Origin of the sequence: Amycolatopsis sp. WAC 01375 (assembly GCF_003947325.1) — a bacterium.
Taxonomy (GTDB): domain Bacteria; phylum Actinomycetota; class Actinomycetes; order Mycobacteriales; family Pseudonocardiaceae; genus Amycolatopsis.
In genome coordinates this window covers 18,585-33,771 of sequence record NZ_QHHW01000007.1, presented here as the reverse complement: position 1 = coordinate 33,771, position 15,187 = coordinate 18,585, and the positions used below count along the sequence as shown (strand labels likewise).

The 15,187-nt window shown below is 69.2% G+C and carries 15 protein-coding genes and 1 rRNA gene; 9 read left to right on the top strand and 7 right to left on the bottom strand.

The window, feature by feature from the left end; translation table 11 throughout:
* Nucleotides 1-8: 8 nt before the first annotated feature.
* Nucleotides 9-125, top strand: a 5S ribosomal RNA gene (rrf, locus tag DL991_RS00430).
* Nucleotides 126-585: 460 nt separating this feature from the next.
* Here the strand turns inward: rrf and cobF are convergent.
* Nucleotides 586-1,356 carry a precorrin-6A synthase (deacetylating) gene (gene cobF, locus DL991_RS00425; protein ID WP_125779770.1) on the bottom strand — a complete coding sequence of 257 codons (771 nt, stop codon included), beginning with the start codon at nucleotides 1,354-1,356 and terminating at the stop codon, nucleotides 586-588.
* Between the two features lie 96 nt (nucleotides 1,357-1,452).
* Here cobF and DL991_RS00420 point away from each other — a divergent pair, with 96 nt between their 5' ends.
* The 3 genes from DL991_RS00420 to DL991_RS00415 are packed head-to-tail and all read left to right on the top strand — an operon-like array spanning nucleotide 1,453 to nucleotide 4,012.
* Entirely contained in the window at nucleotides 1,453-1,659 is a 207-nt protein-coding gene (locus DL991_RS00420; protein WP_125779768.1) for a heavy-metal-associated domain-containing protein, read from the top strand.
* Complete coding sequence (locus DL991_RS42840; RefSeq protein ID WP_199753769.1) at nucleotides 1,656-1,808, top strand: hypothetical protein; 153 nt, start codon at nucleotides 1,656-1,658, stop codon at nucleotides 1,806-1,808. Before DL991_RS00420 ends, DL991_RS42840 begins: the two co-directional genes overlap by 4 nt.
* A gap of 41 nt (nucleotides 1,809-1,849) precedes the next feature.
* Complete coding sequence (locus DL991_RS00415; RefSeq protein WP_199753771.1) at nucleotides 1,850-4,012, top strand: cation-translocating P-type ATPase; 2,163 nt, start codon at nucleotides 1,850-1,852, stop codon at nucleotides 4,010-4,012.
* Here DL991_RS00415 and DL991_RS00410 read toward each other — a convergent pair whose 3' ends face one another.
* On the bottom strand, nucleotides 4,013-4,294 hold the full coding sequence (locus DL991_RS00410) for a metal-sensitive transcriptional regulator (protein WP_125779764.1): 282 nt from the start codon (nucleotides 4,292-4,294) through the stop codon (nucleotides 4,013-4,015).
* Between the two features lie 170 nt (nucleotides 4,295-4,464).
* On the opposite strand from DL991_RS00410, the gene DL991_RS00405 reads away from it, so the two are divergent.
* Entirely contained in the window at nucleotides 4,465-4,827 is a 363-nt protein-coding gene (locus tag DL991_RS00405) for a YciI family protein (protein WP_125779762.1), read from the top strand.
* Here DL991_RS00405 and DL991_RS00400 read toward each other — a convergent pair.
* Nucleotides 4,824-5,492: a M protein gene (locus tag DL991_RS00400; RefSeq protein ID WP_125779760.1), complete on the bottom strand. Its 669-nt coding sequence runs from the start codon at nucleotides 5,490-5,492 to the stop codon at nucleotides 4,824-4,826. The genes DL991_RS00405 and DL991_RS00400 overlap by 4 nt on opposite strands.
* Before the next feature lie 315 nt (nucleotides 5,493-5,807).
* Here DL991_RS00400 and DL991_RS00395 point away from each other — a divergent pair, with 315 nt between their 5' ends.
* Nucleotides 5,808-6,416: a hypothetical protein gene (locus DL991_RS00395; RefSeq protein WP_125779777.1), complete on the top strand. Its 609-nt coding sequence runs from the start codon at nucleotides 5,808-5,810 to the stop codon at nucleotides 6,414-6,416.
* Here DL991_RS00395 and DL991_RS00390 read toward each other — a convergent pair whose 3' ends face one another.
* The 4 genes from DL991_RS00390 to DL991_RS00375 all read right to left on the bottom strand — a co-directional run bounded on the left by DL991_RS00390 (nucleotide 6,417) and on the right by DL991_RS00375 (nucleotide 10,004).
* Nucleotides 6,417-7,751, bottom strand: coding sequence for a copper resistance protein CopC (locus DL991_RS00390; protein ID WP_125779758.1), 1,335 nt, complete (start codon nucleotides 7,749-7,751; stop codon nucleotides 6,417-6,419).
* Nucleotides 7,748-8,326, bottom strand: a complete 579-nt coding sequence (locus DL991_RS00385) for a hypothetical protein (protein WP_125779756.1) — start codon at nucleotides 8,324-8,326, stop codon at nucleotides 7,748-7,750. Before DL991_RS00385 ends, DL991_RS00390 begins: the two co-directional genes overlap by 4 nt.
* Before the next feature lie 110 nt (nucleotides 8,327-8,436).
* Nucleotides 8,437-9,123, bottom strand: a complete 687-nt coding sequence (locus DL991_RS00380) for a winged helix-turn-helix transcriptional regulator (RefSeq protein WP_125779754.1) — start codon at nucleotides 9,121-9,123, stop codon at nucleotides 8,437-8,439.
* Nucleotides 9,124-9,164: 41 nt separating this feature from the next.
* A complete protein-coding gene (locus DL991_RS00375) occupies nucleotides 9,165-10,004 on the bottom strand; it encodes an AfsR/SARP family transcriptional regulator (protein WP_199753768.1) in 840 nt (279 codons plus the stop codon).
* A 221-nt stretch (nucleotides 10,005-10,225) separates the two neighbouring features.
* On the opposite strand from DL991_RS00375, the gene DL991_RS00370 reads away from it, so the two are divergent.
* From DL991_RS00370 to DL991_RS00360, 3 genes are all read left to right on the top strand, one after another.
* Entirely contained in the window at nucleotides 10,226-12,499 is a 2,274-nt protein-coding gene (locus DL991_RS00370; RefSeq protein WP_125779752.1) for a TOMM precursor leader peptide-binding protein, read from the top strand.
* A gap of 42 nt (nucleotides 12,500-12,541) precedes the next feature.
* Nucleotides 12,542-13,987, top strand: coding sequence for a SagB family peptide dehydrogenase (locus DL991_RS00365; RefSeq protein ID WP_125779773.1), 1,446 nt, complete (start codon nucleotides 12,542-12,544; stop codon nucleotides 13,985-13,987).
* Between the two features lie 190 nt (nucleotides 13,988-14,177).
* Nucleotides 14,178-15,080, top strand: a complete 903-nt coding sequence (locus DL991_RS00360) for a helix-turn-helix transcriptional regulator (RefSeq protein ID WP_370305246.1) — start codon at nucleotides 14,178-14,180, stop codon at nucleotides 15,078-15,080.
* Nucleotides 15,081-15,187 lie beyond the last annotated feature (107 nt).

The window sequence follows — 15,187 nt, the reverse complement described above, 5'->3', positions numbered from 1 at the left end:
CACAGTGTTTCGGTGGTCATAGCGTCAGGGAAACGCCCGGTCCCATTCCGAACCCGGAAGCTAAGCCTGACAGCGCCGATGGTACTGCAACCGAAGGGTTGTGGGAGAGTAGGACACCGCCGGACTAACATTGAACAAAGACGGGCCCAGGCCGGTTGAGAACCCCGAGTTCTCCCGACCCGGGCCCGTCTTTTTTCATACCCGAAACCCGGGACACCCGTGACCAGACGGCCAACACCCGTGACCACACAGACGACACACGTGATCAGACGGACGACACGGCATAGCGGCCTCCCCGGCCTCGTGTCGTCCCCCTGATCACACGTGCCGTCCACCGGATCACACGAGTTCCGGCTTCAATCACGCGAGTGTCGGGTCCAGACACGCGAGTTACGGCCCTGAACACGCGAGTTACGCGACCCAGCACCCGTGACCGAACCCGGAACTCACGTGACCGGACCCGTAACTCACGTGATCAGAGACGTAACTCGCGTGAATAGAAGCGTAACTCGCGTGATTGAAGCCGTAACTCGCGTGAATGGAGGTGTCACGGGGTTGGGCACGTGAGGGGCGGGTAGTGAGGGGTTACGGGCGGGGTGGGACGGGGCGGCGCAGGTGGTAGATGTCCATGATCCAGCCCTTTCGTGACCGGGCCGAAGTGCGGGTGGAGCGGATTTCCGCGGCGAGGCCGGCGGACAGGGGGCCGGAGAGCAGGAGCTCGTCGGGGGTTCCGAGGTACGCGCCCCAGTAGATCTCCAGGCCGGTGTCGACGAACTGGGCGAAAGTGCACTGAGCGTCCAGCATCACGAAGACGTCGTCGACGTCCGCGGGCCAGCCTGCCTCGAGGCGACGGCCGGTGGTGACCAGTACCGGGCGCCCGATCTGGTTCATCGTGGTCCGGTGCCGAGACGTCAGCGCGGCCACGCTGCTGACGCCGGGGATGACGTCGTACTCGAACTCGACGTTCCCTCGGGCAAGTACGGCGTCCAGCAATGTCAGGGTCGAGTCGTAAAGCGCCGGGTCGCCCCATACGAGGAAGGCGCCCCGCTCGTCGGGCCCGAGTGAGGCGATCATGTTCTCGTAGACGTCGGTCCGGAGCCGGTGCCAGTCGGCGACGGCCTTCCGGTAGTCGTCAGGAGTACGGTCGCGTTCGGGGTCCGGTGCGCGTACGACGCGGTAGCCGGGCCGTTCGACGAAGCGGTCGAGGATCTCCTGGCGCAGGCCCACCAGGTCCTGTTTCTCCGACCCCTTGTCGAGGACGAAGAACACATCGGTCTCGTTGAGCCGCCGGACGGCCTGGACGGTCAGGTGTTCCGGGTCGCCGGCGCCGATGCCGATGGCGGAGATCTTCCTCATTTCCGCAGTGTGCCCGCACCCTCTGTGCAAACCCCTACCCCCACGGGGTATAAAGGAAGTGATCGCTTCGCCTGTCCCGCAGAGGAGTTCGTACCGATGGCCGAAACCACCTACACCGTCAAGGGCATGTCCTGCGGACACTGCGCCTCGTCCGTCACGGAGGAGGTCAGCGGGATCGCGGGTGTCAGCGCCGTGAACGTGGACGTCGCCGGCGGCAAGGTGACCGTCACCAGCGAGTCGCCCCTCGACGTCCAGGTCGTCGACGCGGCCGTGACCGAGGCCGGTTACCAGCTCGTCTCGTGAGCACCGTCGTCAAGGTGTCGGCGTTCGCCGCGGCTCTGGTCGCGGTGTTCGCCCTCGCCTGGGCGATCGGGTCCGCGGTCGGGCCACTGGACGAAGCGCCGCCGCCGGCCGGCGAGCACCACGGGCACCACCCGGGAGGTACGCCGTGAGTGTCGGGACATCCCAGCGGGTCGAACTGGCCATCGGCGGGATGACCTGCGCGTCCTGCGCCGCGCGGGTCGAACGGAAACTGAACAAGGTCGACGGCGTCTCCGCCACGGTCAATTACGCCACCGAGAAGGCGCAGGTCGACTTCCCGGCCGCGGTCTCGGTCGGCGATCTGGTGGGTGTCGTCGAGTCCGCGGGGTACACGGCCCAACCGCCCAAGCCCGACGAGGACGACGACCAGGCCGCTTCCCTGCGAACGCGGCTGCTGGTCTCCGCCGTGCTCGCCGTGCCGGTGATCGTGCCGGCGATGGTCCCGGCCTGGCAGTTCACCTACTGGCAGTGGGTCTCGCTGGCGCTGGCCGCCCCCGTCGTCACCTGGGGCGCGTGGCCGTTCCACCGCCCCGCCTGGACGAACTTCCGACATGGCGCCGCCACCATGGACACCCTGATCTCACTCGGCGTCGCGGCCGCCACGCTCTGGTCGCTGTACGCGCTGCTGTTCGGCACGGCCGGGGTGCCCGGTATGCGGCACGGCTTCGAACTGACCATGGAACGCGGGTCCGGCGCCGGCGATCTCTACCTCGAAGTCGCCGCCGGGGTGACCACGTTCCTCCTGGCCGGTCGCTACTTCGAGGCCCGGTCCAAGCGCCGCTCCGGCGCCGCTCTGCGGGCGTTGCTCGAGCTCGGTGCGAAGGACGTCGCGGTCCTCAAGAACGGCACAGTCGGTACAGAGAGCCGTGTCCCGATCAGCGCGCTGAAGACGGGTGACGAGTTCGTCGTGCGGCCGGGGGAGAAGATCGCCACCGACGGTGTCGTGACCGAAGGTGGATCGGCCGTCGACGTGAGCATGCTGACGGGTGAAGCCGTTCCGGTCGAGGTGACCGCCGGGGACGCCGTCGTCGGCGGCACGGTCAACGCGGGCGGCAGGCTCGTCGTCCGTGCCACCCGGATCGGCGCCGACACCCGGCTCGCGCAGATGGCGCGGCTGGTCGAGGACGCGCAGAACGGCAAGGCCGGCGTCCAGCGGCTCGCCGACCGGGTGTCGGCCGTATTCGTCCCGGTGGTGATCGCGCTCGCGGTCGGCACGCTCGGCTTCTGGCTCGGCGCGGGCAGCGGGGCGGACGCCGCCTTCACCGCCGCCGTCGCGGTCCTGATCATCGCCTGCCCGTGTGCGCTCGGCCTGGCCACGCCGACGGCGTTGCTGGTCGGCACCGGCCGCGGCGCGCAGCTGGGCATCCTCATCAAGGGGCCCGAGGTGCTCGAGTCCACTCGTGCGGTCGACACCGTCGTCCTGGACAAGACCGGCACGGTGACCGCCGGGAAGATGAGGCTCACCGCTCTCCATGGTGACAACGAGGTCCTCCGGCTGGCGGCGGCGGTCGAGCACGCTTCCGAGCATCCGATCGCCCGCGCGATCGTCACGGCCGCCGAAGACCGGCTGGGGGAGCTGCCGCCGGTCAGCGGGTTCCGCAACGTCGAGGGCCTGGGCGTCTCCGGTGAGGTCGAGGGCAAGACCGTCCTGGCGGGCCGTGCCGCTCTCCTCGACCAGCACGGCATCCCCGTTGGCGCCGAGTTCGCCCAGGTCAAGACGGCCGCAGAGGACCGCGGCGCGACCGCTGTCCTCGTCGCCTGGGACGGCGAGGCCCGTGGTGTGGTCGTCGTCGCCGACACGGTCAAGCCGACGTCGGCCAAGGCCGTGGCGGAACTGAAAGCACTCGGGCTCCGGCCGGTCCTGCTGACCGGAGACAACACCGGCTCCGCGAAAGCAGTCGCCGCCGAAGTGGGGATCGACGAGGTCATCGCGGAGGTGCTGCCCACCGACAAGGTCGACGTCGTCAAGCGGTTGCAGGCGGAAGGCCGCGTGGTGGCCATGGTCGGTGACGGCGTCAACGACGCGGCCGCGCTCGCGCAGGCCGACCTCGGCCTCTCGATGGGCACCGGGACCGACGCCGCGATCGAAGCGGGCGACCTGACGCTGGTGCGCGGTGACCTGCGTGCGGCCGTGGACGCCATCCGGCTTTCGCGCCGTACGCTCGGCACGATCAAGGGCAACCTGTTCTGGGCGTTCGCCTACAACGTCGCGGCGCTGCCCTTGGCCGCGCTCGGCCTGCTCAACCCCATGATCGCCGGGGCCGCGATGGCGTTCTCCTCGGTCTTCGTCGTCACCAACAGCCTGCGGCTGCGACGGTTCGCCGGCGTGGCCTGATCAGGAACGGACCAGCCGGGCGATGGCGTCGGACGCCTCCCTGACCTTGAGGTCGGCCTCCTCACCACCCGCGGCGGCGGCGTGGACCACGCAGGTGGCGAGGTGCTCGTCCAGCAGTTCGAGGGAGAACGACTGCAGTGCCTTGGTGGCCGCGGACACCTGGGTCAGGATGTCGATGCAGTACTTGTCCTCTTCGACCATCCGCTGCAGACCGCGGATCTGCCCTTCGATCCGGCGCAGGCGCTTGAGATAGGCCTCCCGCTCGCTGCCGTAGCCCGTCATCGCACACCCGTTCTCTCGTCCTTCGCCCGTCCGGCGACCACTATACCCACCCAGCGTATGCGCCCGGGGAGCTCGAAATTCGCGGGTGCCAGGATGTCGAGGACGATCCGGCGGCTCCGACTCACCCGTGAGCGGCCGGGGAGCCGGCCGGACGACCAGGAGGAACACCGATGAAGTACATGATCATGATCACCATGAACCCCACCGCCTGGGACGCCCTTCCCGAGGAGGAGCGCAACGAGGTGGTCGCCCGCATCGACCCTTTCATGAAGAAGCTCACCGAGAGCGGCGAACTGCTCGGGACGCAGGCGCTGGGGGAGCCGAAGGAGAGCACGGTGGTCCGGGTGCGTGACGGCGTCCCGGTGGTCACCGACGGCCCGTTCGCGGAGTCCAAGGAGTACCTGGCCGGCTTTTACCTGGTCGAATGCGACAGCAAGGAGCGGGCGATCGAGATCGCGGGCCAGATCCCGGACGCGCACATCAACGCGATGGAGATCCGGCCCGTCGTGTTCTCCTCCGGCGACAACGCCTAGGTGGTGGCCGCTTCGGCGCCGGCGCGGGCTTCGGCTCTGCTCCGGCGCTGAACGGGTACTTCCGGTTTCGGTGAGTCGGGAACGGCCAGGACCGAGCCGGCCTCGGTGAGCAGTTCGCGGCAGCCGACCAGCTGTTTCAGCACGTCGTCGCGCAGGCGGAGGGCCACATCGGCCTTCTGCCGCGCTTCGGCGACCAGGCGCTCGCTCTCTTCGGCGGCGTCGTCGAGCAGTTTCCGCGCCCGCTCCTGCGCGGCTTCGTCCTGTGCGGCGAGCGCGCGCATCGCCTCCGCGCGGCGCAGCGTCATGGCGCGTTCGAAATCTTCGGTGATCCGCTTCCGTTCCGCCTCGGCCTTGGTGGCCTCTTCGGCGGCGCGGGCGGTGATGTCGTCGGCTTCCTCGCGGGTGAGTTCCAGCATCCGGCGCGATCGCTCCTGCAACGCGTCCGGCGCGATCGGCACGCGGCTGATCCGGTCGACGCTGGCCTTCAGTTCGCGGTTTTCCTCTTGGGTGGCGGTGAGCCTGGCGGCGAGAGCCTCGCCGCGGCGAATGGCTTCGTCGCGTTCGGCTTCCACTCGTCGTAGTTCGGCTTCCACCTCGCGCACGAATTCCCGGACCTGAGCGCGATTGAATCCGCGCCACGCCAGATCGAAGCCGGGCATCTCCATTGGTCACCTCCACAGTGGTCGATGTGTCGCCATTGGGCGCTTTCTCTTACAGCGCACGGGCGTTGCCACACGGGGCTTTCATCGACCAGTGTGCCTGAAGCCCCGGCGACATGCGCCACGGGTGGGTGGTCTTTGCGGTGAACGGTCCGCCGCAAGCGGGAAGAAGGGTGTTTCCGTGAACGATGGGAGAATGGACGATCATCCCTTGCCCCTACTGGAGGTGGCCGCGTGACGAGCAGCCGAATTCGGGTCCCTGGCTGGAATCCGGCGACCGCGGCCGAAGGGTATCGGCAGGTCAGGGAGAACATCGCGATCTTGCTCACCGATCACGCCGTCGCGGGCGAGCGGCCCGTCCCGGCTTGTCCACAGTGGACCGTCCGGGACCTGATCGCCCACCTGACCGAGATCTGCGATCGGGTGATCACCCGGTTCGGTGGCGAGGCGTGCCCGATTCCGGAGACGGCGTCGGTCGCCGAATTGCTGCGGCTCTGGATCGAACGCGGCCCCGAGGCCGACGCGCTCCTCGCCGCCGACGGTGACGGCAAGAGCCGCGGCGACATCATGGTGATGGACGCCTTCACCCACGAACTCGATCTCCGGTTCGCGCTGGGCGCGCCGCCGCCCGAGGCGCACGGGGCCTGGCTGCGGGGTTTCGAAGTGCTCGTCGGCGGCCTCGGCGCCTCGCTGGGCAGGCATGGGCTGCCCGGGATGCGGATCGAGACCGAGGGTGCGACGTGGATCGCCGGTACCGAACCGGTCGCCGCGGTGCTCTCCGGCAGGCCTGTCGACCTGTACCGGTCGCTCGCCGGGCGCCGCAGCCCGGTCCAGATCGCCGCCTTGGACTGGCTGGGCGACCCGGAGCCGTGGCTCCGGGCCTTCACCTGGGGGCCGTTCGCCCCGCCGGACGAGGAGATCGAGCGCTGATCAGCCGGTCGGGGACATCGAGGACAGCGCCGCGGCCAGCGCGAGGATCACGGCCACGATCAGCACCTCGACCCCGACGCTGGCTCGCAGTTTCCGCAGGTCGGCGGTCACCACGCCGGTGCCGCCGCGGCCAGAGATCCCGCGCCGGACCGCCGTGCGGCTCAGGTTCGCCACCAGCAGCAACGCGGCGAACCCGGTCAGCTTCAGCACGAACACGATGCCGTACGCCGACGTCCAGAGCGCCTCCACCGACGGGACCAGCCGGAAGCCGAGGTAGGCGCCACTGGCCACCATGACCACGATCGACCAGGTCGCGATCGGGTGGAACCGCGCCAGCGCCGGCTCGGCCTCCTCAGCCGAGTACTTGCCGCGCAGGAGCACGGCCAGCTGGATCAGTCCGCCCACCCAGACGGCCATGGCGCCGAAGTGCGCGAGGTCGGCGCTGACCGAGAGGAACATGATCTTGTCGGCCACCGCGTGCCCGGTCGCGGAGAAGCTCAGCATCACGATGAACCCGGCCGCGATGCCGAGGTTCTCGTAGCGGGAGCGCAGCCGCTGCGGCAGCTCGCCGGCCAGCAGCCGTCGCACGATCACCGCGAGCGCGACGATCGCGACCAGGCGCAAGAGCAGGAGCTTCCCGTACGCCACCCGCAGGGTCGCCTCGATCAGCGCCGGGTCGAAGACCGCGCCCACCCCGCGGCCCGCGACGTACGGGCCTTGCAGCAGGAACCCGGCCACGGCCGTGACACCCGAGAGCCACAGTCCGGTGGTGATCAGCTTCCGCGCCGCCGGATCGGTCCGGCCTCCCGGACGGCAGACCAGCAAGAACACCATTCCACCGAGCAGCGCGACACCGCCGAAGGAACCCCAGCGGAAAGTGGTGAACAGCGCGTCGGTCACCGGATCGGTCCCGGTGGAGGCGGACACCGCACCGGCCGAGGTGATCAGGGGGCCGGTGCCGATCACGAAGGCGATCGTGCCGCGTACCGGATGCGAATCGGTCGAGACGAAGGCGTACTCGACGAGGTAACTGCCGTCAGGGAGATCGGGCTCCAGCTTGACGGCGACCTCTTCGGCGACCTCGCCCGGCTGGAACACCGGACCGGACACCACGTCGGTGCCTTGCTGGTCGACGACCTTGATCGAGTTCGGCTGGATGCCGATGTTCTCCGACAGGGTGATCGAGACCTGCGCCGGTGCCGAGGTGAGCCGGGCGCCGTCGGCGGGATTCGAGGAGAGGAGTTCGACGTGGGCCGAAGCGGGGGCCGCGGCGAGCACCGCGACCCCGAACCACGCCGCCACGAGGGCCAGGAGCGCGAAGAGCCTCCTGGTCACGAGGCCGTCGTCGCCAGCTCACGCCGGCTTTCGGGCGAGCAAGTGCAGCCGGTGAGCTCCCGTTCGGCGGCGGAGGCCTTCCGGTGCACGAGCATCGCGATGATCATCGGGATGGTGACGATCGTGTTGTAGAACAGGTGCAGTTCCACCCGGGGGATGAACAGCTGGATGATGCTGCTCGGCGCCGTGCCACCGCCGAGGCGCCAGCCGGTCTGCGCCTGGATCAGCAGCAGCAGATGCTCGATGTGGTGCCAGAACTGCAGGCCGAGCGCGAGATTCCACCACTGCCGCGAGCGGCCGGCGAAGCCCTTGCGCAGGGCGAACAGCGCGATCAGCATGACGATGGCGTAGCCGTAGTGCAGCCATTCGGAGCTGATCAGCTTGGGGAAGGGGATGCCGAGCACGCCGCGGGCGTCCGGGGTCTTCCAGCCGAGGGCGTAGATCTGGAACGCCTGCACCAGGTGTTCCGCCCAGTGGGCCACCACGACGACCGCGAAGACGCCGAGCGCGGCACGGTGGTATTTACCGTTGAGCGACGCGATGAGACCGGGACGATCCGAATCGAGTGCGGCCATGAAGGGACTCCTTGGGCGAAAGACCGGCCGGTGACGGAAGTCGACGATAGCCCGTGAAACGGCGGCTCAATTACTCCAGATTGCTGATCTGACCTGGAGTACTAGGCCATTCAGCGCACCACGATTCCCTGCGCGGCCTTGGGCGCGGCCGGAATGTGGAACAGTTCCGTGAACAGTTCCAGGTATTCGAAGGCACCCTCGATACGGACCTTCCCGGTTCGCATCGCTTCGGCGGCGGTGAGGTCCCCGCTCAGCAGGTCCTTGATGAACGGGCCCAGCGGTTCGATGACCGCGTCGGCGCCGGGAAGCGCGCCGTCCGCGACCTTCAGCGCGCCGTCTTCGACGATCGCGTGCAGGACCATGTCGCCGGGATGGCGCACTTCGTAGGTGACCTGGACGCCCTTGGCCTTCTCGCTCTGGAAGGTCGTGTACAGCGAGAGGATCGCCGCGTCCTTGGTGAGCACGTCCTCGGGGGCCGGACGGCCGAGCGACCGCGCGCCCCACAGGCCGAGGTCCAGCACGACCTGGTCGAGTTCGCTGCCGTATTCGGTGAGTTCGTAGATCACCGCGGCGTCGAGCTGGGGGAGCACCCGCCGGCGGAGCACCCCGGACTGCTCGAGTTCGTTGAGCCGCGCCGACAGCGTGCTCGCCGAGATCTTGGGCAGACCCGCCTGCAGTTCGGTGAACCGCTTCGGGCCGAGGACGAGGTCACGGACGATCAGCAGCGACCAGCGCTCGCCGATGATCTCCAGCGCGCGGGCGAGGCCGCAGAACTGTCCATAGGTACGACTGCTCATCCGTCGATCCTCACTTTCGTTTCCGTGGTGGGAGCGGGGGTTCACGCGGGTTCACCCTCGGAAAGCAGGCCGTGGTGCAGTACCTGCAATTCGTCGCAGGGCTCGACGCCGAGTTCGTTGTTGAGCCTCGCGCGCACCTGACGGTACGTGGCGAGCGCGTCGGAGCGCCGCCCGCTGCGGCCGAGTACGCGGATCAGCTGCCCGTGCAGGGCCTCGTCCAGCGGGTTCGCGGTGACCAGGGAGCGCAGTTCGCCGATCAGCTCGTGCCGCATCCCGGCCGCGATGTCCGCCTCGATCCGCAGGTGCAGGGTGCTGCGCCGCTGTTCGACGAGGTCGACCGCGTAGGCCGACAGCACCGGTCCACAGTGGACGTTCGAGAGCGGGGGTCCCGACCACAGGTCGAGCGCGGACCGGAAGGCCTTCGCCGCTTCGAGGTGCTCGCCCCGCAGCTGCAGCTCCCGGCCCTTCTGCTGCAGCTCCTGGAACTGGAAGACGTCCACCTGCTGCGGGGCGATCCGGAACACGTACCCCGGCGGCTTCGTGGCCAGCATGGTCTCGCCGTACGGGGCGAGGTCGTTCTCGTCGATGCACTTGCGCAGCTGGTAGACGTAGGTGTGCATCGTGGTGCGGACGCTGCGCGGCGGGTCGTTCGCCCACAGTTCCTGCACGATCGTGTCGATGTGCACGATCTTCCCCGGGCTCATCACCAGCATGGCGAGCACCTGCAGCAGCTTGGGCGTCGTCGGCGCGTAGTCGATCCCGTCCCGCACGAGTTCCAGCGGGCCGAGGAGCGTGAAACGGACGGGGCTCGCGGGCGAGGCCGGGATCGGGTTCGGTGCCGAGCCGTGGTGCGTGTCCGCTACTCGTGATCCGGTGTACATCGCAAGCGCCCTCCAGCTCGATACGCGTCGTGGGCTGTTTCCCAGTACGTCGACAGTGACAGAGCGGCGGGTCGCCGGGCCAGTGAGCCGTCCACCAGGTCCCGCGTGCGTGCGTCCCGGGAAGACGTGGGTTTTTCATATCGGACGCGTGAAACGGACACTGGCCGGTACAAGGCTCCGCGCAGCAGGATTCGAGGACCAATCGACCTTTGGGGGTCTTCATGCGCGAGGCATCGTCCACGCCCGGCTCGGTCAGCGGCGGTCTGGGATTCAAACGGCATCTGCGTGCGGAGATCAGCGAGGGCAACGGTGCCTACCTGTTCTCGGAACAGGGGGTCATCGCGATCCGCGGCGCGCAGGTCGCGTCGGTGGCGGCCCTGCTCGACGGCACCCGTGACCTCGACGGTCTCCTGTCCGCCTGCCCGGACGGGATGAACGCCGAGCAGGTCACCGGGGTGCTGGCCCGGCTGGTCGAGGCCGGTCTGGTCACCGTCCACGTGCCGGAAGAGGCCAGCGGGGACGAACGCGCGCTCGCGTACTGGGACGCGTGCGGTCTCGACGCGTCCGCGGTGGCGGGCCGCCAGAAGCCGGCGACGGCGAGCTTGACCGCGATCGGCCGCGGCGTCGACACCTCGCAGGTCGCGAGCGCGCTGGCCGCGAGCGGCATCGAGGTGGTCGGGACGGCGTCCGAGCTGGCGATCGTGCTGTGCGACGACTACCTCGACCCGAGGCTGGCCGAGATCGACGCGGAGCACCGGCGCACCGGGCGGCCGTGGCTGCTGGCGCGGCCGTCGGGTTCGCAGGTGTGGATCGGGCCGATCATGCAGCCCGGCCGGTCCGGCTGCTGGCACTGCCTGACGAACCGGTTGTGGGGGCACCGGCACGCGGAGGCTTGTGTGCAGGAGGTCCTCGGGCACGACGGTCCTGCCTCGTTCCCGATGCCCGCCGTGCCGCCGCTGACCGCGGCCGCGTCGCAGCTGATCTCCCTCGAAGCGTCCAAATGGCTGGCCGGACACCGCTATCCGGGGCAGCAGGCGGTGTGGATCCTGGACACTCTCGACCTGCAGGGCAGGCTGCACGAACTGCGCCGACGCCCGCAGTGCCCCGAATGCGGGGACGAAGGGATCGTCGCCGCGCGGACCGCCGAGCCGATCGTGCTGCGGGAGGCCAAGAAGGCGACGTCGGGCGGCGGCGGGCACCGCACGCTCACCCCGGTCGAGGTGCTCGACCGCTTCGGCCACCTGGTCAGCCCGGTCACCGGCATCGTCAAGGAGATCGCCCGCGACCCGAGGGCGCCGGCGTTCGTGAACGCGTACCGCTCCGGGCTGAACGTCGCGCGCCGCGTGCGCGGTGAGGCGGGGTTGCAGGCCGGGCTGCGCGGCGACAACGGCGGCAAGGGCGCGAGCCCGATCGACGCCGAGGTCGGCGCGCTGTGCGAGGCGATCGAACGGTTCTCGGCGAACTATCAGGGCGACGAACTGCGGATCCGCGACACCTTCCGCGCGCTCGGCGGCGACGCCGTCCACCCGAACTCGTGCATGCTCTTCGACGAGCGTCAGTACGACGGCCGCGTCGAGTGGAACGCCGAACACGCGAACTTCCAGCACGTCCCCGGCCGGTTCGACACCGAGGCCGCCGTCGACTGGACGCCGCTGTGGTCGCTTTCGCAGCAGCGCCGGAAACTGATGCCGACCGCGTACCTCTACTACGGGGTGCCGCCCGAGTGCGGGATCACCGGGATGCGCGCGGACTCCAACGGCTGCGCGGCCGGAAGCAGCATCGAGGACGCGATCCTGCAAGGGCTGCTCGAACTCGTCGAACGCGACGCCGTCGCGATGTGGTGGTACAACCGGCTTCCCGTGCCCGGCGTCGACATCGCGTCGTTCGACGACCCGTGGGCCGAGGAGATGGTCGGCCAGTACGCGCGGGCCGGCCGGGAACTGTGGGTCCTCGACCTGACCGCGGACCTCGGCGTGCCGGTGATGGTCGCGCTGTCCAGAAGTATCGCCGGGCCGCGCGAGAACGTCATGATGGGCTTCGGTGCCCATCTGGACCCCAGGACGGCGCTGAGGAGGGCGGTCAGCGAGCTCAACCAGATGATCCCGGCGGTGCTCCCGAACGACGTCGAACTCGACGACCCCGACGCGTCGAAATGGCTCCGGTACGCCACGGTCGCGAACCAGCCGTACCTCCTTCCGGCACCGGGGCGGTCGGCGAAACGCGCCGCGGACTTCAAGTTCGTCCGGCGGCCCGATGTCCGGGACGACGTGGAGAGCTTGGTACGCAAGCTTTCCGCATTGGGAATGGAGACGCTCGTGCTGGATCAGACCAGGCCCGACATCGACCTCCCGGTGGTCCGGGTGGTCGTTCCTGGGCTGCGTCCGTTCTGGAGCCGCTTCGCCCCCGGACGGCTGTTCGACGTGCCGGTGCGGATGGGCAGGCTCGCCGAACCGACCCCGTACGAACGGCTCAATCCCTTCCCCATGTTCTTGTAGATCCGGCTGGAGCAGCAGTTGACGACAGATTCCCCCGGCGGTGTGGCCGAAACGATCCCCTTGTGGTCGCTCACCGACGACAGCCTTGTCGAGATCGGTGAGGACGGCTCGCTGGTGGTCGTCACCCGCTGGGGCGAGTACGAGTTCGGCCACGCGGAACCGCTGGTGCGGGAGTCGTTGCGGCGGATGGCTTTGGGGCCGGTCTCGCTCGCGAACGTGACCTCGTCCTGGGAGCCGGTCGAGCGGGAGCCCGATCTCGAAGGCGAGCTCAGCTGGACGGCAGAGGGAGCCGACGCGCTGCGGCAGGCGCTCAAGGAACTCGGCGGTTCCGTGGTGCGCTCGCTCGGCCTCGCCGACGGCCGCGGGCCGCTGCTGTCGGTGGTCCCGGTGGTGCTCGCGCCGGTGTTCACGACGGCGGAGATCCCGCCGACGCGCCCGATCCGGTTGTCCCGCTTCAGTTCCCTGCGCTCCGACGCCGACGGGATGGGGCTGGAGTCGCCTTCCGCGCGGTATCGCGTCGTGCTGTCCCAGCCGTGGGCGGTACACGTCGCGGCGACCCTGGCCGTCGCGAAATCGGTCGGGGAGATCGCGTCCACGACGGGTATCGACGCCGGGGTGGTCGGCGCGATCGTGTCGTATCTGGTCGCCGCGGGTGTCGTCCAGGTCGCCGGGGAAAACGGCCGGTTCGCCGAGGACGAGGATCCCGAACTGGGCCTGTGGTCCCCGGACGAACTGTCGTTCCACACCACCAGCCGGACCTGGCGGCCCGGTGGCCCGGCCGATCTGCCAGGGCTCGGGAAACCGCCGGTGGTCAAGGCCGCCACCGGCGACGGCCCGGCACACGCCCTGTACCGGCCGGACCTGGACGACCGCGCGCGGACCGATCCGACGCTGACGGCGTTGCTGGAGCACGACCACACCTGCCCCGAATTCACCGAGGGCGCGCTGTCCGCCGAACAGATCGGCGAGTTCCTGTTCCGCGGTGCGCGGATCCGGTCGATCGGGCCCGCGCATCTCCCGAACGGGCCCGCGCACAGTGCCTCGCAGCGGCCGTACTTCAGCGTCGCCTGCCTGTACGAGCTGGAGTTGTACGTCTCGGTCAACCGGTGCTCGGGGCTGGATCGCGGGATCTACCACTACGACCCGCTGGAGCATCGGCTCGTCCTTGTCAACGACGACGAGGCCGATCTCGACGCGATGCTCGACATGGCGATGATCGGCGGCGGCAACCATCAGCGGCCTTCGGCGCTCATCACCGTGACCGCGCGGATGCCGCGGATGGCGTCCGTGCTCGGCGGAGGCGCGTACGCCACGACGCTGGCGCATGTCGGTGCCCTGCAACAGACGCTGTACCTCGTCGCCCGCGCCATGGGGCTGGCCGCGCACGCCGTCCCGGTGGACGCCGGCGACCGCGTCGACCGCGCCCTCAAACTCGACTGGCCCGCCGAGGTGAGTGTCGGCGAGTGCGTGCTCGACCTCCCGGTCTGAGCCTTCTGAGCGGTAAGGCACGGTGCTCCCAATGTGGCATTGGGGACGCTGAGCGTCTCCCATGTGGCATTGGGGGCATGGTCGGTCCCACGCGAACGGCTGGGTCTCCATCGCGAGTCGAGTGCTCCGAAATCGCCGCCGCGTTTGCTGTCAGCAGAGGAAAAGCGACAGCGAATCCGAGGTTGGTCTGATGCAGCTACGAACAGTCGCCATGGCGGCGAACGAGAAAGGCGTCACCGAACCCGGTCGGCTCCCCGAGCCGGCGTCCCCCTTGCAACCTGCGGTGCTGCAGGCCATCTCATCGATGCACGCGAGGTACTTCGACCCGATCACCTTGAGCGACCTGGCATCGGAAGTCTTCGTCAGCCCGTTCCACTTCTCGCGGATCTTCACCAAGGCGACCGGGGTCACCCCCGGCCGGTACCTCACCGCGATCCGGCTCTTCGAAGCGAAACGACTGCTGCTGACGACATCGCTGACGGTGTCGGACATCGTGTGCAGCGTCGGCTACAGCAGCGTGGGCACCTTCACCAGCCGTTTCACCCGTGCGGTCGGGATGACCCCGACCCAGTACCGTGACCCCGAGGTCGGCGAACTGCTCGTCGCGCTGGCCCCGCATTTCCAGCGGCTCCCGACGCTGGAAGCCTTGCACAGCGCCGGAATGGGCAGCGCCACGATGCGCAGCGGCACCGGCACGATCAGCGTGCGCGTCGAGACCCCGCGCGGCGCGGGTCCGGCGAGTGTCCTCATCGGACTGTTCGCCGAGTCGATCCCGCAGTGCGGCCCGGTCGCGTTCGGCGGCAGGGCGAATGTCCTGTCCGCGGACATCGAGATCCAGAACGTCCCCGAGGGCAGGTGGACCGTGATCGGGGTGGCCGAGCACGCCGCCGGGACCGCGGCTTCCGCGTTCTCCGTCGGCACCCTGCCCGGCAGGGTCGACATCACCCGGTACGGCCGGGTGCATCTGCGGATGCCGATGCGCGCTCCCCGGCCGACCGACGCGCCGATGGCGATCACCCTCGCCGGCGGTCCGACGTCGGCGGGCAACCGGATGACCATGCCCGCTCCCGACTACCTGCGCGCGGTGGCCTGACCGAAGGTGTTCCCGCGTTCTCCCGGTCTCGCAAACCGGGAGAACCGGGGCGCAACCGCGGAGTAGCCGCGCCCTCGTCGCGCGTGTGAGCCTTTAACCAATCCAGA

Coding starts and splice junctions, on each gene's coding strand:
- cobF (WP_125779770.1), bottom strand. CDS start 1,356: ATGAGGAAGATCTCCGCCATCGGCATCGGCGCCGGCGACCCGGAACAC.
- DL991_RS00420 (WP_125779768.1), top strand. CDS start 1,453: ATGGCCGAAACCACCTACACCGTCAAGGGCATGTCCTGCGGACACTGC.
- DL991_RS00415 (WP_199753771.1), top strand. CDS start 1,850: ATGACCTGCGCGTCCTGCGCCGCGCGGGTCGAACGGAAACTGAACAAG.
- DL991_RS00410 (WP_125779764.1), bottom strand. CDS start 4,294: ATGACGGGCTACGGCAGCGAGCGGGAGGCCTATCTCAAGCGCCTGCGC.
- DL991_RS00405 (WP_125779762.1), top strand. CDS start 4,465: ATGAAGTACATGATCATGATCACCATGAACCCCACCGCCTGGGACGCC.
- DL991_RS00400 (WP_125779760.1), bottom strand. CDS start 5,492: ATGGAGATGCCCGGCTTCGATCTGGCGTGGCGCGGATTCAATCGCGCT.
- DL991_RS00385 (WP_125779756.1), bottom strand. CDS start 8,326: ATGGCCGCACTCGATTCGGATCGTCCCGGTCTCATCGCGTCGCTCAAC.
- DL991_RS00380 (WP_125779754.1), bottom strand. CDS start 9,123: ATGAGCAGTCGTACCTATGGACAGTTCTGCGGCCTCGCCCGCGCGCTG.
- DL991_RS00375 (WP_199753768.1), bottom strand. CDS start 10,004: ATGTACACCGGATCACGAGTAGCGGACACGCACCACGGCTCGGCACCG.
- DL991_RS00370 (WP_125779752.1), top strand. CDS start 10,226: ATGCGCGAGGCATCGTCCACGCCCGGCTCGGTCAGCGGCGGTCTGGGA.
- DL991_RS00360 (WP_370305246.1), top strand. CDS start 14,178: ATGCAGCTACGAACAGTCGCCATGGCGGCGAACGAGAAAGGCGTCACC.